Consider the following 23,453-nt stretch of genomic DNA (forward strand, 5'->3'; position numbering starts at 1 on the left):
GCTCAATGCTCCCGCCCGTCATGCGCGGTCTCGCTCACCGGCGCACCCGAGCGGGCGACGACGATGTCGTACAGCCGCGGCTGCACCGCACGGTAGCTATAGGGCGTCACATCCGTGCTCTGCTTGTTCAGGGCCACGAAGCCGGGCCAGTCCAGCGCCGGCCCCTGCCCCCGTGCCGCCGTCACGAACTGCGCAAAGGCCGCAGGGGGGACGGCCTGCGCGATGAAATCCATGTCGGCAAATCCCTCGCCGCTATAATGCGCGGACAGGCCGCGATACCGCCCCGGTCGGTCGGCGCGCAGGTGCAGCGTCGAATCCATCCCCGCCATCGCATAGATCTGGCTGCCCAGTTGCGGCACGAAGAAGCTGTTCATCACGGTGGCGGAGGTGATGCGGAACCGCACCGGTACGCCCACCGGCAGGACCAGCCGGTTGACGGTCGCAATGCCCTGTTCGGGATAGATGAACAGCCATTTCCAGTCGAGCGACACCACCTCGACCGTCATCGCCCGTGCACGCGACGCGATGGGTTTGGGCGGATCATATTCGTGGCTGCCGATCCAGCCGATCCCGCCCAGAAAGATGATCGCCAGCGCCGGAATCGACCAGACGAGCAGTTCCAGCCGCCCCGAATAGGCCCATTTCGGCAGATGCTTGGCCCGTTCGTTGCTCGCGCGGAACCACCATGCAAAGCCGATCGCCATCACGATCACGGGGATGACGATCATCAACATGATCGCCAGCGAATTGAACAGCAAAGACCGCTCGCCAGCGGCAATGGGCCCCGCCGGATCGAGCACACCCGAACGACAGCCGCCAAGCGCCAACAGGCACAGCGCGGGCACGCTGCCAAGACGGAGGGGCGCGGTCATTCCGCGCGTTAACGATGCCGCGCGTCGTTCGTTCCCTGCTACGCCCAGGCCAGGCTGGCGACCGGTCCAGGCTCGTCGTCCCGCCGCCCCCGCGCACGCCGCTGCCGCCTCTGCCCTCGCCCCAGCCGCGCCCGCACCCAGTGCCTCATCCCGCGCATCCGCCCCAGCACCGACGCCCCCGCCAGAACCCCGACCAGATCGGTCAGCGTCCCCATCTCGATCCACGACGCCAGCCCCATGATGTCGGGCGCCGCCATCAACACCATGCGGATCTCGTCCGCCTCCAGCATCCATCCCGCAAGCAGCACGATCGCGACGATGATCCCCAGCATCACATGCGCCCGCTGCACCCGCAGCAACACTCGCGCCGGCGCCTCCACCAGACAGCGATGCACCGCACGCCCGACTGGCGTGTCCGGCGCCATGATCAGCAGCCCCCACAGATACAGCATCACCATCAACAGCATCGCGCATCCCCCTCTGCCCGCGAAGATGGCGACACCCCATCCGCCATACTAGCCCCGCGCCACCCACAAACCTATGCTGCCCGCATGCCCCACCCCCACCGTAGCGCCCTGTTCCTCCCCGCCTCCAACCCCCGCGCCATCGCCAAGGCGCGCACCTTGCCCTGCGATGTGGTGATCCTCGATCTGGAGGATGCGGTCGCGCCCGATGCCAAGACGCAAGCCCGCGAGGCTGCGCTGGAGGCGGCGGCGCAGGGTTTTGGCGAGCGCCGGCTCGTTATCCGGGCCAACGCCCTCGATACGTCGTGGGGGGAGGCCGACTGCGCCGCGCTGCGTGACGCTCCGGTCGACGCGGTTCTGCTTCCCAAGGTCGATGGACCTGCGGACGCACGCCGCGCCCGTGCACTGCTCGGCGAGGAGGGACCGCCGCTATGGGCGATGATCGAAACCTGTCGCGGCGTGCTGGCCCTTGCCGATCTCTGCGCCGCGGCCCCTGCGGTACGTCTGGAAGGGTTGATCGCCGGCACCAACGATCTCGCCAAGCAAATGCGGTTGCCCGCCGATCCGGCTCGCACCGCATTGATGCCGCTGCTCGTCCAGATGGTAGTCGCCGCCCGCGCCTATGGCCTGATCGTGCTGGACGGTGTGTGCAATGCGCTCGACGACGCCGATCGCCTCGGTGCCGAATGCGCGCAAGGGCGGATGCTGGGGTTCGATGGCAAGACGCTGATCCACCCGTCGCAGATCGCACCCGCCAACACGGCGTTCGGCCCGAGCCCCGACGAGATCGCCTGGGCCCGGGCCGTCGTTGCCGCCTTCGCCGATCCTGCCAACGCCGCGCTTGGCGCGATCAGGCTGGACGGGCAGATGGTGGAGCGGCTCCATCTCGCGCAGGCGGAGCGCCTGCTGGCGCTCGCCTGACCGGCATCACATCCCGTTCAGCATCTCGATATGATGCTGAACGACCGGCGCGATCTTCCCCGCCGCCGCCTTCAGCGGTGCGGCGGTGCCGGACTGGGCATAGCCCTGATGCAGCGCCAGCGCCTTCTGATGTGCGGTCTTCTGCTGCTGGACGTATAGCTGGTCGCGCTGCGTGCCCGACACCTGGCGCAGTTTGGCGACCATGTCGGCCTGCATCGGCTCCAGCTTGGGCGGCGCCGGCCGCACGCCCGCCTTGGTCGCTGCCGCCTTCACGTCTGCGGTGCTCTTGGAATGATCGCGGATCATCGACTGGGCGAAGGTCCGGATCTTCGGGTTCGTCGATTGGAGGACGAGTTGGCTCGACTCCTTCTCGTACAGGTCGCTGGCGCCTGCCTTGGCGACGAACTGAGCCGGGGTCACCGTCTGCGCGAACACGGCGGTCGGGGCTGCGGCAACCAGGGCCGCCACGGTCATCATGCGAAGCATCGTCATCTTCTCCTCCTGTTATCAGTTCTTTGCGGTGCCCGGCTCGGCCATGCCACGATGCTGGCTGGCGAGTACGGCGTCGGGCACGATATGCGCCGCCGCGGCCTGCAGCTTGTTCTTCCAGCCCGACACGATCGAAGCCTTGCCCGACATCAACGCGTCCCAGCCGTCCCTGGCCACCTTGGCGGGATCGTCCTTTTTGGGATCGGTGCCGACATCGGTGTCCATCATGTCGCCACGTGCGAAGAACTCGGTGTCCGTCGGCCCCGGCAACAGGTTGGTCAGCGTGACGCCCTTGGCGTCCTTCAACTCGTCCTGGATCGCCGCGACGAAGCTGTCGATGAACGCCTTGGTGCCGTTATACACCGCTTGGAAGCTGCCGGGGATGAAGCCGGCGATCGACCCCGTCACCAGCACCTTGCCCGCATCGCGCGCCACCATCGGCTTCAGCACCTTTTGCAGCAGGTACAGCGTGCCGGTGATGTTGGTGTCGACCACCAGACGCCAGTCCTTCACCTCCTGGTCCAGGAAGCCCTTGCCCAGTCCGTGCCCGGCATTGGCGCACAGCAGGTCGATCTGCCGCCCACCCGCCGCCGCCAGCACGCTGTCCACGCCTTCCAGCGTCGACAGGTCCGCCTCCACCGCCTGCACCTGCGTGCCGAACTGGCGGAAGTCCGCCGCCGCCGCCTCGATCAGGTTCTCGTTGGCGACGACGATCAGGTCATAGCCATCCTTGGCGGCGAGTGTCGCCAGTTCGAACCCGATGCCCGTCGAGGCACCGGTGACGATCGCGAATTTGTCAGCCATCCTCTTGTCTCCTTCAGGCGGTCATGCCGGGCTTCAGCACGATCTTGGTCACTTCGTTCTGCTGGTCGTGGAACATCTTGTACCCCTTGGGGGCGTCCTCCAGCGGCATGCGGTGCGAGATCATGAACTCGGTATCGATCTTGTCTTCCATGATCGCGTTCAGCAGGGCGGGCATGTAGTGCTGGACATGCGTCTGCCCGGTCTTCAGCGTCAGCCCCTTTTCCATGAAGGCGCCCAGCGGGAACTTGTCGACATAGCCGCCATAAACCGCCGGCATCGACACGCGCCCGCCCTTGCGACACGCGATGATCGCCTGGCGGATCGAATGCGGCCGATCCGTGCCGAGGAAGGTCGACGCCTTGATCTGGTCGATGACGTTGTCGACGAACAGGCCATGCGCCTCCAGGCCGACCGCGTCGATCACCGCATCGGGCCCGATCCCGCCGGTCATCTCCATCAGCGCCTCATAGGTCGCTGATTCCTCGAAGTTGATCGTCTCGGCGCCGAACTTCTTGGCCAGCTCCAGCCGGTGCGGGAAATGATCGATCGCGATCACCCGCTCGGCCCCCATCAGGAACGCCGATTGCACCGCGAACAGCCCGACCGGGCCACAGCCCCAGACCGCCACCGTATCGCCCGGCTCGATCTGCGCATATTCCGCCGCCTGCCAGCCGGTGGGCAGGATGTCGGACAGGAACAGCACCTTGTCGTCCGAAACCCCGTCCGGGATCACGATCGGCCCGACATCGCTGAATGGCACCCGGACATATTCCGCCTGACCGCCCGCGTAGCCGCCGGTCATGTGGCTGTAGCCGAACAGGCCCGCCATCGGCGTGCCGTACAGCTCCATCGAAATGTCCTGGTTATCGGCCGGCAGGCTGTTCTCGCACGCCGAATACTGGTGCTTGCCGCAATGGTAGCAGCTCCCGCACGAGATGGTGAACGGCACCACCACCCGCTGCCCCTTCTTCAAGGTCGATTTGGGACCCGTCTCGACCACCTCGCCCATGAATTCATGGCCCAGTATGTCGCCGGCCTTCAGCGTTGGGATATAGGCGTCGTACAGATGCAGGTCGGATCCGCAGATCGCGGTGGACGTGATCTTGATGATGGCATCGCGCGGGTTCAGGATCTCGGGGTCCGGAACCGTGTCCATGCGGACGTCGTGCTTGCCGTGCCAGGTGAGTGCACGCATCGGCTCAACCCTTTCGTTGTTCGAGTTCGGCGCGCGTGTGCGCGCCCGTGGCGATCTCGCCGGTTTCGAGCAGCTGCTTCAGGCGGCGCAGGTCGCGCCGGGCCTGGATCGCCGGCTCGCGCTGGAACACCTTGGCGACCAGCTTGCCGATCACGCCCGCCGGCGGATCATAGACGATGGTCGCCGTCACCACCGTGCCGCGCGCGCCTGCATCGCGGAACTCGACCACGCCGGAATTCTCCACGTCCGCACCGGGTTCAGACGTCCAGGCGATCAGCCGGTCCTTCTCCTCCTGCGTGACGCGCGCGTCCCATTCCACCGTCTTGCCGGCCGGTGCCTTCACCACCCAGTGCGAGCGGGCATCGTCCAGGATGTCGATCCGCTCCACATTGTCCATGAAGGTCGGCAGATTGTTGAAGTCGCGGAAATAGCTGTACACTTCGCCGACCGGACGGTTGATCGTCACCGCACGGCCGATGATCGTGCCGCCCTTGCCCTCGATCAGATCGGCGGTGGCAGCGGCCGCGGCATCGCTGCGTTTCGATGCGGCCAGCGGCGCATCGTCGGATTGGCGAGTTGCCATATCGTCACCCATCGGGTCCTCCGGATTGCCAGATGGGCATCCAACCGCGTGGTCGACCCCATCGGTTCCGACGATCGAGCAAATATCGCGCGAAACATGATCTCGATCAGTTTCAATGACCTGGAAAGTTGATCCAGATCACGATGCTGTGGGGCCTAGCTGTCGTTCCAGCATCTCCAGCGCGACACCCAGACAGGCCAGCCGCACCGGCCCGCGTCCGATATCGCCGAAATGCGCCTCGCGATGATCGGCCTCGCCGCCCCGCACCGCACAGGCGAAATGGACCAGTCCCGGCTCGTCACCCGGTGCACCCGGCCCGGCGAACCCCGTGATCGCCACCGCGATGTCGCCGTGGCTATAGGCGAGCGCCCCTTCCGCCATCGCCACCGCCACGTCCCGGCTGACCGCGCCGCAGCGGTCGATCTTGTCGGACGCGATGCCGAGCAACTCGCATTTCGCCTTTTCGCTGTAGACGACGAAGCCGCGTTCGAACGCGTGGCTCGCGCCCTCCACATCGGTCAGCAACGATGCCAGCAAACCGCCCGTACAGCTTTCCGCGGTGACGATCGACCGCTCCGCCGCGCATGCCGCCTCCAGCACGCGTCTCGCCGCCGCCTCGACGGCATCCGGCACCGATGCCAGGGTCTCGCTCATGCTTCTGCTCTCCCACTGTCAGGCTGTTGCCCGACAACGGAAGCGCCCCGCCTCAGGTTGCGGCGGAATTGTTCACGATCAATATGTTACCTGCCAAGGCGGCAGGATCAGCGGCCGATCCAGTCCGCGACCTGCACCGCCACCTGATTGGCCGCCTGGTTGATCGCCGGCCCGGCATTCTGCGCGTCGATCGCCGTCACCGGGACCCGTGCCTCGAAACGGCGCTTCTCGACATTGCTCTGCCCGACGCGGGTCAGCGCCGCGTCGAACGTCACCACCGCCTCGCGCGTCGCCTCTTCGACGCCGAACGCGCGCAATTCGCCGTTCAGCCGCGCACCCGGATCGCTCACCGACTGGCTGGTGGACAGGACCACCCGGCCGGTCCGCGCCGCGACCGTGTCGGACATCAGCCGCGCGAACAGCCGTGCCGGCGGCTCGGACCACTGCGCATCCTTGATATAGGCGATGGAGGTCGGCGACACCTGCACCGGCACCCGGCCGCTGGCGAGCGCCTGGGGCACCGCCGGCACCTGGATGGTGATCGACTTGGCCGCACCCGAATCCTGCTCCTGCCCGACCGGCACCGCGGTCTGCGTGCTCAGCGTCATCAGCGAGGGTGGCGGCTCGGCACCGAAACGGATGCAGGCGGCGAGTGGCAGCATCGCCGCCAGGCAGAGAAGCGTCTTCTTCATGGCGGCCCTCACTTACCCTTGTAATCCGGCAGCTTCTGCTGCCCGACGAGCGATCCTGCGCCCTGCTGGTCGATCTTCTCGGCGATCGAGGCGAACGAGGCGGCGGTCACGCGCAGATCGCGCACCAACTGCCCGACCTCTGGCACCGTCTGCTTGGAAAAGGCCTGCAGGCCCGGCCGCGCATCGCCCACCGCCGCGTTCAGCGTCTCGGCACTTTCCTGCGCCGACAGGATCGCCTTGTTTAAATTCGCCATCGCCGGCTTCACATCCTCGGCCAGGACGCCGTTCGTGGTCTGCGCCAGTTGCCCGATCGACTGTGCCGCGTCGCCCGCCTGCTGGATCGCGACCCGCGTCTGCGCCAGCGTCGCGGCGATTTCGGGCCCACGATCCGCCAGCGCGTCGGACAGGCGGTTGGTGTTGTCGAGGATACCCGCGATCGATGCCTGGTTGCGATCCGATAACAATCCGGTCAGCCGCTCGGTCAGCGTCGACAGCCGCTCCAGCAACTGCGGTGCGGAATTGAGGATCGCGCCGATACCGCCCTGCTTGGTCGGGATGACGGGCACGTCATAGGGGCAGAGCTGCCGGCGATTCTCCTCCGGGCAGGCGATCGGCTGCGCACCCTTACGCGCACCGTCCAGCGCCACGGTGCTGGTGCCGGTGAAGCTTGCCGAAATCGATGCCGTCGTGCCTTGCAGGATCGGAGTCTGCTCGTTCACCGCAACGCGCACGCGTACATATTGCGGGTCGGGACGCCACAGCGCGATCTCCTTCACCTGCCCCGACGGCACACCCGAATAGGTGACCGCCGACCCCTTTGCCAGCCCGTCCACCGACTGACGGAAGAAGATGTCATATTCCTTCTCCGATGTGCCGCCCAGCCGCGCGATCCACACCGTGAACAGCGCCAGCACGGCCAGCAGGATCAGCACGACGGTGCCGACGAGAACATGGTTTGATCGCGTTTCCATCAGCCTGTCCCTCGCTCGCCCCGAGCGTTATCCTGTGTCTCACCGCGCGCTGCATTGTCCGCCGCCCCGCCCAGCGAAGGCCGGCCGGTGGTCCGCGCCGACACCTCGGTCGGATGCGCGTCTGCCTGCGTATCGGCCGAGCCCTGCGCATGGTTTTCCTTGGCGGCGACGGCGGCGCGACCGCGCGGTCCCTTGAAATATTCTTCGATCCACGGATGGTCGAGCGCCAGCAACTCGTCGATCGTGCCCACCGCGATCACCTTCTTGTCGGCCAGCACGGCGACCCGGTCGCAGATCGCGTAGAGCGTATCCAGATCGTGCGTGATCAGGAACACGGTCAGCCCCAGCGTCTTTTGCAGCGACTTGGTCAACTGGTCGAATGCCGCCGCACCGATCGGGTCCAGCCCCGCGGTGGGCTCGTCCAGGAACAACAGTTCCGGATCCAGCGCCAGCGCCCGTGCCAGCCCGGCGCGCTTCTTCATGCCGCCGGACAGCTCGGCCGGATATTTCGGCCCTGCATCCGCCGGCAGGCCCGTCATCACCACTTTGTAGGACGCGATCTCGTCCATCAGGGCCGGCGACAGCTCCGGGTAAAACTCACGCAGCGGCACCGCGACGTTTTCCGCCACGGTCAGCGTCGAGAACAGCGCCCCGCCCTGGAACAGCACGCCCCAGCGCTTGCGAATCGACACCGCCTCCGTTTCCTCGCGGCCGATCGTCGGTTCGTCGAACACGGTGATCTCGCCGGTATCGGGCGTCTGCAGGCCGATGATCGAGCGCATCAGCACGGACTTGCCCGTGCCCGATCCGCCGACCACGCCCAGGATCTCGCCCCGCCGCACGTCCAGGTCCAGTCCGTCATGGATCACCTGGTCGCCGAAGCTGTTGCGGATGCCACGGACTCTGATGATGTGCTCGTCGCGCGCCGCCATCAGTTCCAGCCTACCCAGGTGAAGAACACCGCAAAGAACGCGTCGAGCACGATGACCAGGAAGATCGCCTGCACCACCGCGGACGTGGTGCGCAGGCCGACCTGCTCGGCATCCGACTCCACCGACATGCCCTGGAAGCACCCGGCGATCGCGATGATCGCGCCGAAGACGGGGGCCTTGATCAGGCCGACATAGAGGTCGGTGATCGGTACGACCTCGCGGATGCGGGCAACGAAGGTGACGGGCGGAATGCCCAGCGACACCGCGGCCAGGAAACCGCCACCGATGATCGCGATCAGCGAGGCGTAGAAGCCGAGCAGCGGCATCAGCGTCACCGCCGCCAGCGTGCGCGGCAGCACCAGCGCCTCCATCGGCGACACGCCGATGACGCGCATCGCGTCGATCTCCTCGGTCAGCTTCATCGTACCGAGCTGCGCGGCAAAGGCCGATCCGGAACGCCCCGCGACCATGATCGCGGTCATCAGCACACCCAATTCGCGTAAAGTGAGCCGGCCGACCAGGTTGATCGTGAACACCTCCGCACCGAACTGGCGCAGCTGCACCGCGCCCTGCTGCGCGATGACGATGCCGATCAGGAAGCTCATCAGCCCAACGATGCCGAGCGCGGACACGCCCACCGTCTCGAACTCATGCACCACCGCGTTGAAGCGGAACCGGCGCGGATGGCGGATCACGGCCAGCATCGCCATGGTCGTCGCCCCCATGAAGCCGAGCAGGCCGTAGAGGGTGCGGAACGAGGTGACCACGGCATCGCCGATCTCGCCTGCCACGCGAGCAAATGGACTGACCGGCTGCGGGCGCATCGCCACCGGCTTGTCGGCATTCACCACTTCATCAAACAGCGAACGGCTGGCGTCGCTCAGGCCGGAAACCTCGGCATCGTTGCGCGCCGCGAAACGGTGCACCACCCAGGCGCCAACGGTATCGATCCGGTCGACGCCCGAAAGGTCGACGCGGCGCACCCGGCCCTCGTGCCGCTCCAGCCGGTCGGGCAGGTCGCCCATCGAAGCCAGCGACAGATCACCCGTGAAGCGCAGCGCTCCGCCGTCCGCATCGTCCTGGCTGAAATCGGCCTTGGCGCTCATCGCGTGTCTCTTTGCGGGAAAGTGCCGCGAACGGCAAGGCGGCTCGCACCCGCGACGAACCGCTGCTGTATTGAAACGGCACCAGACTGTGCCGTTGTCACAACAGCACGTCCACGCCGTGGATGGCAAGCCCGACGATACCGCCGACCAGCGTACCGTTGACACGGATATACTGAAGATCGCGTCCGACCGCGTTTTCGAGCCGCGTCGTGATCGTGCGCGCATCCCATCCGCGTACGGTTTCGGACACGAGGCGCACGATGCCGTCGCCATAATCCGCCGCGACGCCGACCACGGTACGGCGAACGAAGCGGTTGATCGTGCGGGCAAGACCGGGATCGGCCTGCACCGTGCCGCCCAGTTGCCGCAGCATCTCTCCCAGCTTGCCCGCCATCGCCGCCTCCGGATCGCGCGCGATCTTCAGCATCGCCTCGCGCGCCTGCTCCCACAATCCGTCCAGCCAGCGCTGCATTGCCGGATTGGCGATCATCTCCGCCTTCAGCGCCTCGACCCGCCCGCGTGTCTCCCGGTCATGTTGCAGATCCCAGGCAAGCCGATCGAGCCCTTCCTCCATCTTCAGCCGCAACGGATGCTCCGCATCCTCCGCCATGTCGTTCAACAGCTTGTCCAGCCCACCAATCAGGCGGTCCGCCACCGTCTCGTCCAGCCCGGTCCAGCGCAGCAACGCCCCCGCCCGCTCGTGCACCATCGCCCGGATCAGCGCCTCGTTCGACGACAGCGCGCGCGCCGCCCAGCGTATGCCGCCATCCAGCAGCGGCGCATGGCGGTTTTCCGCCACCGCCGCCTTCAGCAACTGGCCCAGGATCGGCGACACCTCCGTCGCACGCAGCCGCGTCCCGATCGTCGCCTTGACCATCCCGCCCAGCCGCTGCGGGTCGAACGCCTGCAACATCTCCGCCGCCAGCTTGGAGGCACCACGCCGGATACGCCCGCCTTCGCCCGGCGGCTGCGCCAGCCAGCGCCCCGCGGCACGCGCCACGTCCACCCGGTGCATCCGCCGCGCAACAACCCGCGGCACCAGGAAATTGGAGCGCAGGAACTGCGCCAGCGTATCGCCGATGCGATCCTTGTTGCGCGGGACGATCGCGGTATGCGGGATGGGCAGGCCCAACGGATGGCGGAACAGCGCCGTGACCGCGAACCAGTCGGCCAGTCCGCCGACCATCGCCGCCTCCGCAAACGCGCGCACGAAGCCCCAGCCGGGATGCACCGGAACCAGCGCGCGGCTGATGAAAAAGGTGATCGCCATGGCGACCAGCAGTCCGGTGGCGACGATTCGCATGCGCACAAGAGCCGGAGGAGCGGGCTCCTTGGCCCCGGTGCGATGCAGGCGGTTCATCACCAACGACAATCCCCGAACCGCGGGATTGTTCAAGCTGCGTATCGATCGCACCGCAATCATTCCTGTGCCAGACAGGACCGGACATCGTCAGGAGGCTGCCGTTCCCACCCATATTCCCGCCCCGCTGCGCACCGTGGCCACTGCGACCGGGCGGCTGGCGGCCGCCTTGTGCGTGCTGTTGTTCGGCTATGCGCTGGCCGGCGCGATCGGCGGATCGATCCCGGCCGGCGGCGCGGAACCACGACCTTCGTCACGCGCGGTGACCATCTGGGTCGAATCGAACGGCATCCATACCGCGATCATCGTGCCCAAGCGGGCCGCCGGCGTGGACTGGCGCCCCGTCTTCCTGGCGCGCGACCTCGCCGACCCGCGCTATGGCGGCTATGATCATCTGGCGATCGGCTGGGGCGAGGCGGCGTTCTTTCTGGAAACGCCGCGCTGGCGCGACATCCGGCCGGCGACGATCGCCGCGGCCGCGATCGGCAGCGATCGCTCGCTGGTCCATGTCGATCATCTCCCCCGCCCCCGGCCGGGGGACGGCGCGCGCGCCGTGCTGCTGAGCGAGGCCGGGTATCGGCGGCTGGCGGCTTATATCGCCGCCAGCCTGGCGCCGCGAAGGCAGGTCCATCGCGGCTACGGCGCTTACGATGCCTTCTACACGGCCCGTGGTCGCTATTCCGCGATCAAGACCTGCAATGCATGGACCGGGGCGGCGCTGCGCCATGCCGGCGTGCGCATGGGGCGGTGGACGCCCTTTCCCACCACGGTGATGTGGTGGCTGTGACCGGTCAGTCGTTCGCCGCCTGATAGCCGTCATAGCCGCGGCACTCCTCGGGGTGCTTGCGGCACCTTTTCTCGTAATCGCGACGCTCGCGGCCCTCGCGGGCTTCCTTCTTGCGCATCTTGCGCCCGTAATTGCGGTCGGCCTCGTCCTGGCTGGTCGTCGTCCAGTCGACCACCTGCCCCGCCACCTGGAATGGCGCCTTCACCACCCCCACGGCGGTCCGCACGCACCCCCCCGCCAACAACGGCACCATCAACGCAAGACACAGACCGACTTTACGCATTCACTCAACTCCGGATCGCACCGCATCGCGCGTGGAAACACCGATTAGCGGATAGTCCGTGAAGAATCCGTCGATTCCAAGGCGGAGTGCCGATGCGATCTCGCCACCCAGATCGCCGTGCCCGGCGGGCGCCGTGCCGCGCCGAAAAGGCGGCGTCAGAAACGCATTTTCAGCCCGGAACGTCCAGGGGTGAACGCGCAAGCCCGCCGCATGCGCATCGTCCACCAGCGTGGTGGCACCACCCTCCACATTCCACAGCATCGCCTTGTCCGGTCCGATCCCCCATGCATAGCGCGCGACCGCCCGCAGTCCGGCCGGCGTAACCATCGCCGCATAGGATGGCGCGGCATGATCGGCGGGCGCCCCCTCCGCCGCCACCAACTGGATCAGCCGCACGCCGGTATGCGCATGCAGCCATTTCAGATTGTCCACCTCGAACGACTGGATGAAGACCGGTGCCGCCGCCGTCGTCCATCCCGCCTTCTTCAGCGCCGCCAGCAAGGGACGATCGGTGTTCAGGCCGATGCCGGCGAAATAGGTCGGATGCTTGGTTTCCGGATAGATGGCGATGGTCCGCCCCGTCTGCGTCGAGCGCGCCTTGGCCAGTGCGATGATCTCCTCCAGCGTCGGGATCGTCTCCTGCCCGTCATGCGCGGTGGAGCGCATCTGCGGCAGGCGTTCGCGCGCGCGCAGCCGCTTCAATTCGGCCAGCGTGAAATCCTCGGTGAACCAGCCCGTCACCGGCTGGCCATCGATCGTCTTGGTCGCACGGCGATCCGCAAATTCGGGATGCTCGGCCACGTCCGTCGTCCCCCCGATCTCGTTCTCGTGCCGGGCGACCAGCACGCCGTCCCTGGTCGGCACAAGATCCGGCTCGATCACATCGGCGCCCTGCGCGATCGCCAGATCATAGGCGGCGATGGTGTGTTCGGGCCGCTCCCCGCTGGCGCCGCGATGGGCGATCACGATCGGGGGCGACAATGGACCGGATCGCAGCGTCATGGCACCAGCCTGCCCCGTCATTCCGGCCGCGGCAAGCAAAGTGGTGAGAGTGGTTCGCAACGGGAAACCAACATTGATCATGGCGTTTGTTCTCGATCCTCGGGAGCTTTCCGCAATGCATTTCACGATCAATGGTCAATCGCATGACATCAATGTCGATGTGCGCACCTCGCTGCTCGACCTGTGTCGAGAGCATCTGGGCCTGACCGGGTCGAAAAAGGGATGCGACCATGGTCAGTGCGGCGCCTGCACGATGCTGGTGAACGGCCGGCGGATCAATTCCTGCCTGTCGCTGGCGGTGATGCACCAGGATGACGAGATCACCACGATCGAGGGTCTGGGCCAGGTCGGCGACCTCCACCCGCTGCAGGACGCGTTCGTGCGCCATGACGGCTATCAATGCGGTTATTGCACGCCGGGCCAGATCTGCTCGGCGGTCGGCATGCTGGACGAGGCCAGCAAGGGCTGGCCCTCGCATGTCAGCGCGGACCTGAGCGACGTCGCGCTGAGCGACGAGGAGATTTCCGAACGAATGAGCGGCAATCTGTGTCGCTGCGCCGCCTACCCGAACATCGTCGATGCGATCCGCGAGGTTGCCGGCAAGGGCAACCGCGATCCCAATGCCGAGGTCGGCCGGGAGGTTGCGGCATGAAGCCCTTCGCCTATGAGCGCGCCGACAGCGCGGAGGTCGCGGTACGCGAAGCCGGCACCGCCGGCGCGAAGTTCATCGCGGGCGGCACCAACCTTCTCGACCTGATGAAGCTTCAGGTCGAGACGCCGCAAACGCTGGTCGATATCAGCCGTCTGCCGCTCTCCGAGATCGAGGAGCGCGAGGATGGCGGCCTGACCATCGGCGCGCTGGTTCCGAACAGCGACCTTGCCGCCGATGCCCGCGTGATCGAGCGCTATCCGGTGCTGTCGCGCGCGCTGCTGGCCGGCGCCAGCGGGCAGTTGCGTAACAAGGCGTCGACCGGCGGCAACCTGCTTCAGCGGACGCGCTGCTATTATTTTTACGACACCGCCATGCCCTGCAACAAGCGGGAGCCGGGGACGGGCTGCTCGGCGCGCGAAGGCTTCAACCGCATCCTGGCGGTACTCGGCACGTCGGAGAACTGCATTGCGACCCATCCCAGCGACATGGCGGTAGCGATGCGCGTGCTGGACGCCACCATCGTCACGCTGAAGGCGGATGGCGACCGGCGGCGGATCGCGATCGCCGATTTCTACCGCCTGCCCGGCGACACGCCGCATATCGAAACTGCGCTGGAGGCGGGTGAGCTCATCACCCATGTCGAACTGCCGGCACCGCCCAAGGGCAAGCAGATCTATCGCAAGGTCCGCGACCGCGCATCCTATGCCTTTGCGCTGGTTTCGGTCGCGGGCGTGGTCGAGGTGGCCGATGGCCGTATCGCCAGCGCATCGCTGGCCTTTGGTGGGCTGGGGCCGATGCCGTGGCGCGATGCCGGGGTCGAGGCGGCCCTGGTCGGCAAGGCGCCCGACGACATCGCATTCGGCACCGCCGCCGATGCGCTGCTCGCCAATGCCAGGGGCTATGGCAGCAACGATTTCAAGATTCCGCTCGCACGCCGCACACTGATTGCGAGCCTGCGCGAGCTGACGGAGGCATGAGCATGTTCGGCAATTCCGACACCAAGTCGCTGACGATGAATCAGCCTTATCCGGACAGCCTGCTCGACACCGGGGTGCAGGGCGTCATCTCGAAGCCGCTCGACCGCGTCGATGGACCGTTCAAGGTGTCCGGCACCGCCACCTATGCCGCCGAATACGACATTCCGAATGCGGTGCACGGCGTTCTCGTTTCCGCCAAGATCGGTCACGGCGAGGTGCGGTCGATCGACATCGACGCGGCCAAGGCGATGCCGGGCGTCATCGACGTCATCACCGACTACGACTCTTTTCTGCGCAATTCGCAGCAGGGTGGCGAGACCAAGGCCCCGACCCAGGGCGTCAAGCAGGTCGATTATTTCGGCCAGATCGTGGCGATCGTCCTGGCCGAAACCTTTGAGGCCGCACGGGAGGCCGCGCTGTCGATCCCGGTCGAATATGACTACAAGTCCGGCGTCTACAACTTCGAGGCGCACAGAGACGAAGCGCACAAGCCGCCCAAGGCGATGATCCCGCCGCACTACAGCCAGGGGGATCCCGACAAGGCGTTCGACGAAGCCCCGGTAAAGGTCGACGTGACCTATATCACCCCCAGCCAGAACTCGGCGGCGATGGAGCCCCATGCCTCGATCGCGGTCTGGGAAGAGGGCGCGCTGACGCTTTACGGCGCGTATCAGATGCCGACCTCGGATGCGTCGCAGCTTGCCGATGCGCTGGGCGTGTCGAAGAACAAGGTGCGCATCGTCTCGCGCTATATCGGCGGTGGCTTCGGCTCGAAGCTGGGCATCGCACCCGAAAGCGTCGCCGCAGCGATCGCGGCCAAGCGGCTCGGTCGCCCGGTCAAGGCGGTGATGCTGCGCCAGCAGGTGTTCGACGCCACGGTGCGCCGATCCAACACCGAACAGCGCGTGAAACTGGCCGCCGGGCGCGACGGTCGCATGACCACGCTGGTGCACGACTCGCTCGTCTCCAACCTGCCGGGCGAATCCTTCTTCGAACCCGTCGGCATCGGCACCCATTCGCTCTACGCCAGCGAGAATCGCCGCATCAACCACGACACGGTCGATGTGAACCTGACGCTCTCGGGCTCGATGCGCGCCCCCGGCGAGGCGGTCGGCATGGTCGGCGTCGAATGCGCGATGGACGAGCTGGCCGAGGCGTTGGGGCTGGACCCGATCGAACTGCGCCGGATCAACGATCCCGAACAGGACCCGGAAAAGCAGGTTCCCTTCTCGTCGCGCAAGCTGACCCAGTCGATGGACGAGGGTGCACGCCGGTTCGGCTGGGACAAGCGCAATGCCGTGCCCGGTTCGCGGCGTGAGGGCGACTGGCTGGTCGGCATCGGCATGGCCGCCGCCACCCGTAACAACCAGTTGCAGCAATCCTCCGCCAAGGCCGAGATCCATCCCGATGGCAGCGCCACGGTCTCGTCGGCGATGACCGATATCGGCACGGGCAGCTACACCATCATGGCGCAGATCGCCTCCGAAATCCTCGGCATCCCGGTGGACCGCATCACCATGAAGCTGGGCGACACCAACGATCCGCCCGCGGCGGGCTCGGGCGGCTCCTGGGGCGCGGCGTCGGCCGGTTCGGCCGTCTATCTCGCCTGCGAGCTGCTGCGCGAGAAGCTGGCCAAGGCGATGGAGGTCGATCCCGCCGACCTGACGCTCAAGGACGGGCAGGCGATCGGCGGCAACCGGCAGGTGGCGATCGCCGATCTGGCCGGCGACGGCATCGAGGCGACCGGCGAGATCAAGCCCGGCAAGCAGGAAAAGACGCACACCCAGGCCAGCTACGGCGCGCATTTCGCCGAGGTCGGCGTCAACGTCGTCACCGGCGAAGTCCGGGTCAGGCGGATGCTGGGCGTGTTCGCGGCCGGCCGCGTGCTCAACGCCAAGACGGCGCGGTCGCAGTGCCTGGGCGGCATGACCTTCGGCATCGGGACTGCCCTGACCGAGGAGCTGATCCACGACACGCGCAACGGCAAGCTGGTGAACCACGACCTCGCCGAATATCATGTGCCGGTGAATGCCGACGTGCCGCAGCTTGAGGTTCATTTCCTCGACGAACGCGACATCCACGCCAACCCGATCCATGCCAAGGGCATTGGCGAGCTGGGCATTTCGGGTGCCGCCCCGGCGGTGGTGAACGCGATCTACAACGCGACCGGCATACGCGTCCGCGACCTGCCGATCACGCTCGACAAGCTGCTCGACGGACTGCCGCCCGTCTGATCGGACGCTTCCCGCTTCGCTCGGCATCAACGGACGGAGTATGACATGGACGATCCCTCCCCAACGCCCTGGGGGAGGACAGGAACTATAAGATGGCCGAAAACGACTCCGTCCTCTCCGCCGCACGCGCCTGGAAGGGCGAAAAGCTGGCCATCGCCACGGTGGTATCCACCTGGGGATCGGCTCCGCGCCCCCGCGGCAGCCACATGCTGGTTCACGCCGATGGACGGTTCGAGGGGTCGGTGTCCGGTGGCTGCGTCGAAAGCGACATCCTGCAAACCGCGGCCGAGGTGATCGCCGGTGCTCCCTTCCAGGTCAGACGCTACGGCGTCGCCGATGCTGCAGCATGGGAGGTGGGCCTGCCCTGCGGCGGCGAGATCGCGGTGATGGTACAGCCCGTGTCCGCGGAAGGCTTCGATCCCGAATTGTTCGACCGGATCGCGGAAGCGCGCGAGGATGGCCGCTCGCTCTCCGTCACCACCGACCTCGCCACCGGCCATTCCGACCTGCGGCCTGTGGAAACAGGAGAAATCTTCGCCAACCGCTACGATCCGCCCCGGCGCCTGTTGATCGTCGGCGCGGTGCAGATCGCGCAGAGCCTGGCCGCGCTGGCCGCGACGCTGGGCATCGCCACGGTGGTGATCGACCCGCGCGGCCGCTTCCTGACCGAGGAACGCTTCCCCGGCGTCACGCTGGATGATCGCTGGCCCGACGAGGCGATCGCGGCATGGCGCCCCGGCCCCGCCACGGCGGTGGTGACGCTCAGCCACGACATCAAGATCGACGATCCCGCGCTGATCGCCGCGCTTGCCAGCGACGCCGCCTATGTCGGCGCACTGGGCAGCCGGCGCAGCCATGCCGCCCGGCGCGAACGTCTCGCGGCGGCGGGCCTTTCGGCTGCGGCGATCGACCGCATCGACGGCCCCGTCGGGATCGATATCGGGGCGATCGGCCCGTCCGAGATCGCGCTGTCGATCGCCGCCGCCATGGTGGGGGCATTTCATGATCGCCGCTGAGGACACCGTTCTCGTCCTTCTTGCCGCCGGCCGCTCGGATCGCTTCGGATCGGAAAACAAGCTGGAGGCCGAGTTTCTGGGCAAACCGGTCGGCTTCCACGTCACCACCGCGCTGGAGGCGATCCCCTTCAAGGCGCGGGTCGCGGTGGTCGATGGCTGCCGACTGGACTTTGCAAGCCGCGGCTACCGCGTGATCCACAACGATGCGGTCGGGCGCGGCATGTCGCATTCGGTCCGCCTCGGCGTCGCCTGTGCCATGTCGCTGGAGGCGCGCGCCGTGGTGATCGCGCTGGCCGACATGCCGCGCGTCACCGCCACCCATATCTACCGCCTGCTCGACACCGCCGATGGCGACGATGCCGTGGTGGTGTCCAGCAATGGCGTGCATCCCACCCCGCCGGGCGTCTTCGGCCGCGACCGGTTCGACACGCTGATGCAGTTGCAGGGGGATGCGGGCGCGCGCCAACTGGTCGCCGCCGGCCGCCATGTCGTGACCACCCCGACCGAACTGATCGACATCGACACGCCGGACGATCTGGAGCGCCTGCGCCAGCTCGTCCATGCGCCCGAGCGCACGATTACTCGTGGCGCAGCGCGTCAATCGGATTGAGCGCCGCGGCGCGCCGCGCCGGGAAATAGCCGAAGACCACGCCGATCACCGCCGAGATGGCGAACGCGATCATGTTGATCTGCGGATCGAACGTCCACGGCACCTGCATCAGCGGTGCCAGCGCCAGGATGATGAGCTGCGCCAGCACCAGCCCGACGATCCCGCCCAGGCATGACAGCGCCACCGCCTCGACCAGAAACTGCATCAACACCTCGCGCGCCACCGCCCCGATCGCCAGCCGGATCCCGATCTCGCGCGTCCGCTCCGTCACCGACACCAGCATGATGTTCATGATGCCGATCCCTCCCACCACCAGACTGATCGCCGCCACCGCCGCCACAATCCGCGTCAACAGCGTCGTCGTCCCCGTCAGCGTGTCGGAAATCTGCTTGGTATCGAAGATGTTGAAGTCATCTTCCTTGCCGCCCGTGATGTTGCGCCGCTCGCGCAGCAGGTCGGTGAGCGATGCCTGCACCGCCGCGGTGGAATAGGCCTGGTCGACCCCGATCAGCATCAACTGGATGTCGCGGTTGCCGGTAAAGCGGCGTTGCACCGCCTTGATCGGCATGATGACGGTGTCGTCCTGGTCGCCGCCAAAGCCCGCCTGCCCGCGCGTCGACAGCACGCCGATCACGTCGCAACTGATGTTGCCGACACGGAAGCGCTGGCCCACCGCCTCGCCGCCGCGAAACAGGTTGGTGCGCACGGTATTGCCGATGATGCACACCGCCTTGCCCGCTTCCTCCTCCGCCGGCGTCCAGTAGCGCCCGGATACCAGCGGCCAGGGCTGCACCTTGAACACGTCGCTGGTGGTGCCGCGCACCGTCGTCGACCAGTTCGCACCCTCGTAGATCGCGGTCACCGCCGACGACGCCTGCGGCGCGACCCCGGTGACGCCGGCGATCTGGTTCTTGATCGCCTCCACATCCTCGGGCTTGAAGTCGGGCGGGCGCGGACCGCCGCCGCCCCGGCCGAAGCCCTGGCCGGGACGCAGTTGCAGGATGTTGGTGCCCAGTGCCGAAATCTGCTGCTGCACCGCCGAGGTCGTTGCCTTGCCCAGCGTGACCATGGTCACCACCGCGCCGACGCCGATGACGATGCCCAGGATCGTCAGGAACGAGCGCAACAGGTGCCGCCGGATCGACCGGATCGCCAGGGTAAGCGTGGTGCCGAACATCAGGCGCGTTCCTCCGACAGGCGGGGGGCATGTCCTCGGGCATCGCCCCTTGCGCATGCTGCGCCTCGATGCGCTCGACCAGCCCGTCCTTGAAATGCACCACGGTGCGCGCGAACGCGGCCATGTCGGGCTCGTGCGTCACCATCAGCACGGTGATCCCGCTGTCGCGGTTGAGACCGGTGAGCAGCTGCATGATCTCCACCGAGCGCTCCGAGTCGAGATTGCCCGTCGGCTCGTCGGCCAGCAGCACGTCCGGACTGGTCACGATCGCCCGCGCGATCGCCACGCGCTGCTGTTGCCCGCCCGACAGTTCGGCGGGCGTATGGTCCCACCAGTCCGCCAGCCCGACCTTGTCGAGCGCGGCCATGCCCATGTCGCGCCGCGTCTTGCGATCCTCGCCGCGGTAGAGCAGCGGCAATTCGACATTCTCCAGTGCCGAGGTGCGGCTGAGCAGATTGAACCCCTGGAACACGAAACCGAGATATTGCCGGCGGAGCAGCGCGCGCTGGTCGCGGTCCAGCGTCTCGACATGATGGCCGCGGAACAGGAACGTGCCGCCGCTGGGCACGTCCAGGCACCCCAGGATGTTCATCGTGGTCGATTTGCCCGACCCCGACGGCCCCATCACCGCAACGAAGTCGCCCGCCGCGATGTCGAGGTCGACACCCTTCAGCGCCTGGAACTGCGTCGCGCCCATGCCATAGGTCTTGGTGACGCCGCGCAGCGAGATGAGCGGTGGATTACTGGCCACCGCCCCCTCCCTGCCGCCGCTGGCCGCCGCCGCGACGCTGGCCGCCCGCCGTGTCGCCGCCGCCCGTCAACTGCCCGGTGATGACCTGCATGCCGGGCTTCAGGTCGCCGCCGGTCACCTCGGTCATGCTGCCGTTGGTGTCGCCGGTCACGATCTGCACCGGCTGCGGCTGACCGTCGCCGCCGCGCACATACACGGTCTGCGTCGCACCACGGCCGAGCGTCGCGGTACGTGCCGGCCGGTCGCGGCGCGGGCGGAAGGTCAGCGAGCCGGCGATGCCGCCGCCCTGGTCGCCGGCGGCGCCGGTGGTCGGTTTGAAGCGGAGTGCAGCATTGGGAACGAGCAGCGCGTTCTGCTTGTCCGAGGTGACGATATCCGCGGTCGCGGTCATGCCGGGGCGCAGTTGCAGCGTCGGGTTGGCAACCGTCAGGTCCGCGGCATAGCTGACCACCTGATTGGTCGCCGTCGTCGTGGTGGTCGAGGAAGAGGCCGTGGCCGCACTGACCGTCAGGTTCGATCCCAGGTCGACGCGCGTGATCTTCGCGGGGAAGGTACGGCCGGGAAACGCGTCCACGGTGAAGTTCGCCTTCTGCCCCACCTGCACCGCGCCGACATCCGCTTCGTCGATCGCGACCTCCAGCTTCATCTGGGTCAGGTCCTCGGCGATCACAAACAGCGTCGGCGTGTTGAACGATGCCGCCACCGTCTGGCCGGGATCGACCTGCCGCGCCAGCACCACGCCCGATACCGGCGAGCGGATGATCGCCCGCGCCCGCTGCGTCTGCGACTGCGCCAATTGCGCGCGCGCCGCGGCCACATTGGCCTCCGCCACGCGCAGGGCCGCCGCCGCACGCTGCGCATCCGCACGCCCGGCCTGAAGCTCGGTGCCGGACGGCACGCGCCCCTTGGACAGCCGGTACACTTCCTCCAGTCGGGCAAGCTGCGCCTGCGATTCGGACAGGGTGGCCCGCGCCTGCGCCACCTGCGCCTGATTGGCGTTCAGCGTCGCCTGGCCGGCGCGGATCTGATCGTCGATCTGTTCGGGATCGATCAGCGCCAGCGCCTGTCCTGCGGTCACGCGGTCATTCACGTCCACCACGACGCGGGTGACCAGACCCGACAGCTGCGAGCCCACCGTCACCTGGTTGGTCGGCGCCAGCTTGCCCGTGGCCGAGACGGTCACCGTCAGGTTGCCGCGGCTGACCGGCGCGGTCGCATATTGCGGCGCATCGGATCCGCCCAGGCAGTTCTTGAGCAGCAGCAACAGCAGCACGACGCCGACCGCCACCGCACCCCAGCTTACCCATCGGCGCCAGCGCGGCTGCGGCTTCATCCCCAGAAAATTGTCGAGCGCTTCGTCGGCCATCAGGGGTTCCCGGTGGTGGAAAGGGTGGTGCCGGCGCGCGGCGCCTCGGGCGTCACATCGGCATCCCAGCCGCCGCCCAGCGCCGCGAACAGGGTGACCAGCGCGGTGGCGGCGTCGCTGCGCGCGCTCGCCTCGCTGTTGCGCGCGTTGAACAACGCGGCCTCCTGCTGCGACAAGGTGGTGAAATCGGTCAGGCCGGAGCGATACTGGCTGCGGCTGAGGATCGCGGCGTTGTTGGCCGCATCCAGCGCCACCGCAAACTCGCGCTCGCGCTCGCGCGCGGTGTTGAGCGCGACCACCGCCACCTCGACATCCTCCAGCGCGTTCAGCACGGTGCCGCGATAGGCGGCCAGCGCGGCATCCGCCGCCGCCTCGCTCGACCGCACCCGGCTGCGCAACTGGCCGCCGTTGAAGATCGCCTGGGTCAGGCCGGCGAACAGGCTGCCGGTGATCGCCTCGCCGATCGAACCGATGCTGGTCGCGTTGGTGTTCAGGTTGCCGCTGATCGCCAGCGCCGGATAGAGCGCGGCCTTGTCCACGCCGATCTGCGCGGTAGCCGCTGCCAGGTTGCGCTCGGCGGCGCGCACATCGGGTCGCCGGCGCAGCAGGTCGGCGGGCAGGCCGACGCCGATCGCCGCAGGGCCGCCCGGGATCGGGCGCACCGCCTCCATCCGCCCCTTCACCGCGCCGGGCGCCTGCCCGGTCAGCACGCCCAGCCGCGACACCGCCGCATTATATTGCTGCACCAGCGCCGGGATCGTCGCGGCGGTCTGCGCCCGTTGTCCCCGCGCCTGTTCGTTGTCCAGCGACGAGACGAGGCCCGCCTGCACGCGGAAACCGGCAATCTCCAGATTGTCGTCCTGCAACGCCAGGCTGGCGCGTGCATTGGCCAGTTGCGCCTGATACAGCCGCGCCAGCACATAGTTGCGCGCCGTCTCGCTCTCGACGGTCAGCAGCGTCGCGGCATAGTCGAAGCCGGACGCCTCATATTGCGCACGCGTCGCCTCCACGGTGCGGCGCACCTCGCCGAACAGGCCGAGCTGGTAGCGCGCCGACAGGCCCACCGTATAGGCGTTGCGACCGCCGCCGCCGGTATCGACCACGGTGCCGTCGGGCAGCGTGAACGAACGCCCGCCGCCCACCACATTCTCGTTGCGCTGGTATCCGGTCGACCCGGAAAGGGTCGGCAGCAGCGAGGCCCGGCTCTGCACCAGGCTTTCGCGCGCCTGCCGCAGCCGGGCAACCGCCTGTGCGACATCGGTGTTGGCGGCGGCGGCCTGCTCGACCAGTTCGCCCAGCAGCGGATCGTCGAAGCGCCGCCACCAGCGGGTCAGATCGGCGACCTCGGCCTGGGTGGCGGGCACCGACCATCCATCCGGCACGCCCAGTTCGGCGGGCGCCGCGGGCCGATAGTCGGGGCCGACGGTGCAGCCGGCAAGCGCCAGGGGCGCGAGGAACAGGGCGCGAGCGCGGAACATGGGGCGGAGGGATGCGGCATCGCCCCGCCCGACGTCCAGCATTATTATGTCGCAACCTGTGTCACGCCGGACATGCG

24 protein-coding genes and 1 pseudogene are annotated in these 23,453 nt (G+C 67.5%); 7 read left to right on the forward strand and 18 right to left on the reverse strand.

Features of this window, described 5'->3' with window-relative positions; all coding sequences use genetic code 11:
• Positions 1 to 2: 2 nt before the first annotated feature.
• Both cyoA and NPJ82_RS14325 read right to left on the reverse strand, forming a co-directional pair.
• Complete coding sequence (gene cyoA / locus NPJ82_RS14320; RefSeq protein ID WP_342657754.1) at positions 3 to 872, reverse strand: ubiquinol oxidase subunit II; 870 nt, start codon at positions 870 to 872, stop codon at positions 3 to 5.
• 38 nt (positions 873 to 910) lie between these two features.
• The gene (locus tag NPJ82_RS14325; RefSeq protein ID WP_342657755.1) at positions 911 to 1,339 is read right to left on the reverse strand and encodes a hypothetical protein; all 429 of its coding nucleotides are present in this window, start codon (positions 1,337 to 1,339) and stop codon (positions 911 to 913) included.
• A gap of 84 nt (positions 1,340 to 1,423) precedes the next feature.
• On the opposite strand from NPJ82_RS14325, the gene NPJ82_RS14330 reads away from it, so the two are divergent.
• Positions 1,424 to 2,257, forward strand: coding sequence for a CoA ester lyase (locus tag NPJ82_RS14330; protein WP_342657756.1), 834 nt, complete (start codon positions 1,424 to 1,426; stop codon positions 2,255 to 2,257).
• Positions 2,258 to 2,263: 6 nt separating this feature from the next.
• Here NPJ82_RS14330 and NPJ82_RS14335 read toward each other — a convergent pair whose 3' ends face one another.
• The 10 genes from NPJ82_RS14335 to NPJ82_RS14380 form a co-directional block, all read right to left on the reverse strand.
• Positions 2,264 to 2,749, reverse strand: a complete 486-nt coding sequence (locus NPJ82_RS14335; RefSeq protein WP_342657757.1) for a DUF4142 domain-containing protein — start codon at positions 2,747 to 2,749, stop codon at positions 2,264 to 2,266.
• A 15-nt stretch (positions 2,750 to 2,764) separates the two neighbouring features.
• Positions 2,765 to 3,550, reverse strand: a complete 786-nt coding sequence (locus NPJ82_RS14340; RefSeq protein WP_342657758.1) for an SDR family NAD(P)-dependent oxidoreductase — start codon at positions 3,548 to 3,550, stop codon at positions 2,765 to 2,767.
• Positions 3,551 to 3,563: 13 nt separating this feature from the next.
• On the reverse strand, positions 3,564 to 4,745 hold the full coding sequence (locus tag NPJ82_RS14345; RefSeq protein WP_267351131.1) for a zinc-dependent alcohol dehydrogenase: 1,182 nt from the start codon (positions 4,743 to 4,745) through the stop codon (positions 3,564 to 3,566).
• Positions 4,746 to 4,749: 4 nt separating this feature from the next.
• Positions 4,750 to 5,328 (reverse strand): SRPBCC family protein, encoded by a 579-nt coding sequence (locus NPJ82_RS14350; protein ID WP_342657759.1) that lies wholly within the window; start codon positions 5,326 to 5,328, stop codon positions 4,750 to 4,752.
• Positions 5,329 to 5,466: 138 nt separating this feature from the next.
• Positions 5,467 to 5,982: a CinA family protein gene (locus NPJ82_RS14355; protein ID WP_342657760.1), complete on the reverse strand. Its 516-nt coding sequence runs from the start codon at positions 5,980 to 5,982 to the stop codon at positions 5,467 to 5,469.
• Positions 5,983 to 6,089: 107 nt separating this feature from the next.
• A complete protein-coding gene (locus NPJ82_RS14360) occupies positions 6,090 to 6,674 on the reverse strand; it encodes an ABC-type transport auxiliary lipoprotein family protein (protein WP_342657761.1) in 585 nt (194 codons plus the stop codon).
• An 8-nt stretch (positions 6,675 to 6,682) separates the two neighbouring features.
• Positions 6,683 to 7,645 carry an MlaD family protein gene (locus tag NPJ82_RS14365; RefSeq protein ID WP_112381424.1) on the reverse strand — a complete coding sequence of 321 codons (963 nt, stop codon included), beginning with the start codon at positions 7,643 to 7,645 and terminating at the stop codon, positions 6,683 to 6,685.
• Positions 7,645 to 8,577, reverse strand: coding sequence for an ABC transporter ATP-binding protein (locus tag NPJ82_RS14370; protein WP_342657762.1), 933 nt, complete (start codon positions 8,575 to 8,577; stop codon positions 7,645 to 7,647). Before NPJ82_RS14370 ends, NPJ82_RS14365 begins: the two co-directional genes overlap by 1 nt.
• Positions 8,577 to 9,683 (reverse strand): MlaE family lipid ABC transporter permease subunit, encoded by a 1,107-nt coding sequence (locus tag NPJ82_RS14375; RefSeq protein ID WP_149681123.1) that lies wholly within the window; start codon positions 9,681 to 9,683, stop codon positions 8,577 to 8,579. Before NPJ82_RS14375 ends, NPJ82_RS14370 begins: the two co-directional genes overlap by 1 nt.
• Before the next feature lie 97 nt (positions 9,684 to 9,780).
• Entirely contained in the window at positions 9,781 to 10,986 is a 1,206-nt protein-coding gene (locus tag NPJ82_RS14380) for a DUF445 domain-containing protein (RefSeq protein WP_342657763.1), read from the reverse strand.
• 37 nt (positions 10,987 to 11,023) lie between these two features.
• On the opposite strand from NPJ82_RS14380, the gene NPJ82_RS14385 reads away from it, so the two are divergent.
• Complete coding sequence (locus NPJ82_RS14385; protein ID WP_342659031.1) at positions 11,024 to 11,830, forward strand: TIGR02117 family protein; 807 nt, start codon at positions 11,024 to 11,026, stop codon at positions 11,828 to 11,830.
• 4 nt (positions 11,831 to 11,834) lie between these two features.
• Here NPJ82_RS14385 and NPJ82_RS14390 read toward each other — a convergent pair whose 3' ends face one another.
• The gene (locus NPJ82_RS14390; RefSeq protein ID WP_149681125.1) at positions 11,835 to 12,113 is read right to left on the reverse strand and encodes a hypothetical protein; all 279 of its coding nucleotides are present in this window, start codon (positions 12,111 to 12,113) and stop codon (positions 11,835 to 11,837) included.
• A complete protein-coding gene (locus tag NPJ82_RS14395; protein ID WP_342657764.1) occupies positions 12,114 to 13,115 on the reverse strand; it encodes a glycerophosphodiester phosphodiesterase in 1,002 nt (333 codons plus the stop codon).
• Between the two features lie 115 nt (positions 13,116 to 13,230).
• Between NPJ82_RS14395 and NPJ82_RS14400 the strand changes: the two genes are divergently transcribed.
• From NPJ82_RS14400 to NPJ82_RS14420, 5 genes are all read left to right on the forward strand, one after another.
• Positions 13,231 to 13,767, forward strand: a complete 537-nt coding sequence (locus NPJ82_RS14400; RefSeq protein ID WP_342657765.1) for a 2Fe-2S iron-sulfur cluster-binding protein — start codon at positions 13,231 to 13,233, stop codon at positions 13,765 to 13,767.
• A complete protein-coding gene (locus tag NPJ82_RS14405) occupies positions 13,764 to 14,744 on the forward strand; it encodes a xanthine dehydrogenase family protein subunit M (protein ID WP_342657766.1) in 981 nt (326 codons plus the stop codon). The genes NPJ82_RS14400 and NPJ82_RS14405 overlap by 4 nt, the downstream gene beginning before the upstream one ends.
• On the forward strand, positions 14,741 to 16,978 hold the full coding sequence (locus NPJ82_RS14410; protein ID WP_342657767.1) for a xanthine dehydrogenase family protein molybdopterin-binding subunit: 2,238 nt from the start codon (positions 14,741 to 14,743) through the stop codon (positions 16,976 to 16,978). Before NPJ82_RS14405 ends, NPJ82_RS14410 begins: the two co-directional genes overlap by 4 nt.
• A 92-nt stretch (positions 16,979 to 17,070) precedes the next feature.
• Entirely contained in the window at positions 17,071 to 17,994 is a 924-nt protein-coding gene (locus tag NPJ82_RS14415) for an XdhC family protein (RefSeq protein ID WP_342657768.1), read from the forward strand.
• Complete coding sequence (locus tag NPJ82_RS14420; RefSeq protein WP_342657769.1) at positions 17,981 to 18,604, forward strand: nucleotidyltransferase family protein; 624 nt, start codon at positions 17,981 to 17,983, stop codon at positions 18,602 to 18,604. Before NPJ82_RS14415 ends, NPJ82_RS14420 begins: the two co-directional genes overlap by 14 nt.
• Here NPJ82_RS14420 and NPJ82_RS14425 read toward each other — a convergent pair.
• From NPJ82_RS14425 to NPJ82_RS14440, 4 genes and pseudogenes are all read right to left on the reverse strand, one after another.
• Positions 18,573 to 19,781, reverse strand: a complete 1,209-nt coding sequence (locus NPJ82_RS14425) for an ABC transporter permease (RefSeq protein WP_112381434.1) — start codon at positions 19,779 to 19,781, stop codon at positions 18,573 to 18,575. The genes NPJ82_RS14420 and NPJ82_RS14425 overlap by 32 nt on opposite strands.
• Before the next feature lie 64 nt (positions 19,782 to 19,845).
• Positions 19,846 to 20,478 (reverse strand): annotated as a pseudogene (locus NPJ82_RS14430) (ABC transporter ATP-binding protein); the annotation flags it as partial.
• 43 nt (positions 20,479 to 20,521) lie between these two features.
• Positions 20,522 to 21,898 carry an efflux RND transporter periplasmic adaptor subunit gene (locus NPJ82_RS14435; protein ID WP_112381436.1) on the reverse strand — a complete coding sequence of 459 codons (1,377 nt, stop codon included), beginning with the start codon at positions 21,896 to 21,898 and terminating at the stop codon, positions 20,522 to 20,524.
• Positions 21,898 to 23,376, reverse strand: a complete 1,479-nt coding sequence (locus NPJ82_RS14440) for an efflux transporter outer membrane subunit (RefSeq protein WP_342657770.1) — start codon at positions 23,374 to 23,376, stop codon at positions 21,898 to 21,900. Before NPJ82_RS14440 ends, NPJ82_RS14435 begins: the two co-directional genes overlap by 1 nt.
• Positions 23,377 to 23,453: the final 77 nt, after the last annotated feature.

This window comes from Sphingomonas sp. NY01, assembly GCF_038809135.1.
Taxonomy (GTDB): Bacteria; Pseudomonadota; Alphaproteobacteria; order Sphingomonadales; family Sphingomonadaceae; genus Sphingomonas; species Sphingomonas carotinifaciens.

Bases quoted from the DNA above. Each gene is read 5' to 3' on its own strand.
- cyoA (WP_342657754.1), bottom strand. From the start codon at position 872: ATGACCGCGCCCCTCCGTCTTGGCAGCGTGCCCGCGCTGTGCCTGTTG.
- NPJ82_RS14325 (WP_342657755.1), bottom strand. From the start codon at position 1,339: ATGCTGTTGATGGTGATGCTGTATCTGTGGGGGCTGCTGATCATGGCG.
- NPJ82_RS14330 (WP_342657756.1), top strand. From the start codon at position 1,424: ATGCCCCACCCCCACCGTAGCGCCCTGTTCCTCCCCGCCTCCAACCCC.
- NPJ82_RS14335 (WP_342657757.1), bottom strand. From the start codon at position 2,749: ATGACGATGCTTCGCATGATGACCGTGGCGGCCCTGGTTGCCGCAGCC.
- NPJ82_RS14340 (WP_342657758.1), bottom strand. From the start codon at position 3,550: ATGGCTGACAAATTCGCGATCGTCACCGGTGCCTCGACGGGCATCGGG.
- NPJ82_RS14345 (WP_267351131.1), bottom strand. From the start codon at position 4,745: ATGCGTGCACTCACCTGGCACGGCAAGCACGACGTCCGCATGGACACG.
- NPJ82_RS14350 (WP_342657759.1), bottom strand. From the start codon at position 5,328: ATGGCAACTCGCCAATCCGACGATGCGCCGCTGGCCGCATCGAAACGC.
- NPJ82_RS14355 (WP_342657760.1), bottom strand. From the start codon at position 5,982: ATGAGCGAGACCCTGGCATCGGTGCCGGATGCCGTCGAGGCGGCGGCG.
- NPJ82_RS14360 (WP_342657761.1), bottom strand. From the start codon at position 6,674: ATGAAGAAGACGCTTCTCTGCCTGGCGGCGATGCTGCCACTCGCCGCC.
- NPJ82_RS14365 (WP_112381424.1), bottom strand. From the start codon at position 7,645: ATGGAAACGCGATCAAACCATGTTCTCGTCGGCACCGTCGTGCTGATC.
- NPJ82_RS14370 (WP_342657762.1), bottom strand. From the start codon at position 8,577: ATGGCGGCGCGCGACGAGCACATCATCAGAGTCCGTGGCATCCGCAAC.
- NPJ82_RS14375 (WP_149681123.1), bottom strand. From the start codon at position 9,683: ATGAGCGCCAAGGCCGATTTCAGCCAGGACGATGCGGACGGCGGAGCG.
- NPJ82_RS14380 (WP_342657763.1), bottom strand. From the start codon at position 10,986: ATGCGAATCGTCGCCACCGGACTGCTGGTCGCCATGGCGATCACCTTT.
- NPJ82_RS14390 (WP_149681125.1), bottom strand. From the start codon at position 12,113: ATGCGTAAAGTCGGTCTGTGTCTTGCGTTGATGGTGCCGTTGTTGGCG.
- NPJ82_RS14395 (WP_342657764.1), bottom strand. From the start codon at position 13,115: ATGACGCTGCGATCCGGTCCATTGTCGCCCCCGATCGTGATCGCCCAT.
- NPJ82_RS14400 (WP_342657765.1), top strand. From the start codon at position 13,231: ATGCATTTCACGATCAATGGTCAATCGCATGACATCAATGTCGATGTG.
- NPJ82_RS14405 (WP_342657766.1), top strand. From the start codon at position 13,764: ATGAAGCCCTTCGCCTATGAGCGCGCCGACAGCGCGGAGGTCGCGGTA.
- NPJ82_RS14410 (WP_342657767.1), top strand. From the start codon at position 14,741: ATGAGCATGTTCGGCAATTCCGACACCAAGTCGCTGACGATGAATCAG.
- NPJ82_RS14415 (WP_342657768.1), top strand. From the start codon at position 17,071: ATGGCCGAAAACGACTCCGTCCTCTCCGCCGCACGCGCCTGGAAGGGC.
- NPJ82_RS14420 (WP_342657769.1), top strand. From the start codon at position 17,981: ATGATCGCCGCTGAGGACACCGTTCTCGTCCTTCTTGCCGCCGGCCGC.
- NPJ82_RS14425 (WP_112381434.1), bottom strand. From the start codon at position 19,781: ATGTTCGGCACCACGCTTACCCTGGCGATCCGGTCGATCCGGCGGCAC.
- NPJ82_RS14435 (WP_112381436.1), bottom strand. From the start codon at position 21,898: ATGGCCGACGAAGCGCTCGACAATTTTCTGGGGATGAAGCCGCAGCCG.
- NPJ82_RS14440 (WP_342657770.1), bottom strand. From the start codon at position 23,376: ATGTTCCGCGCTCGCGCCCTGTTCCTCGCGCCCCTGGCGCTTGCCGGC.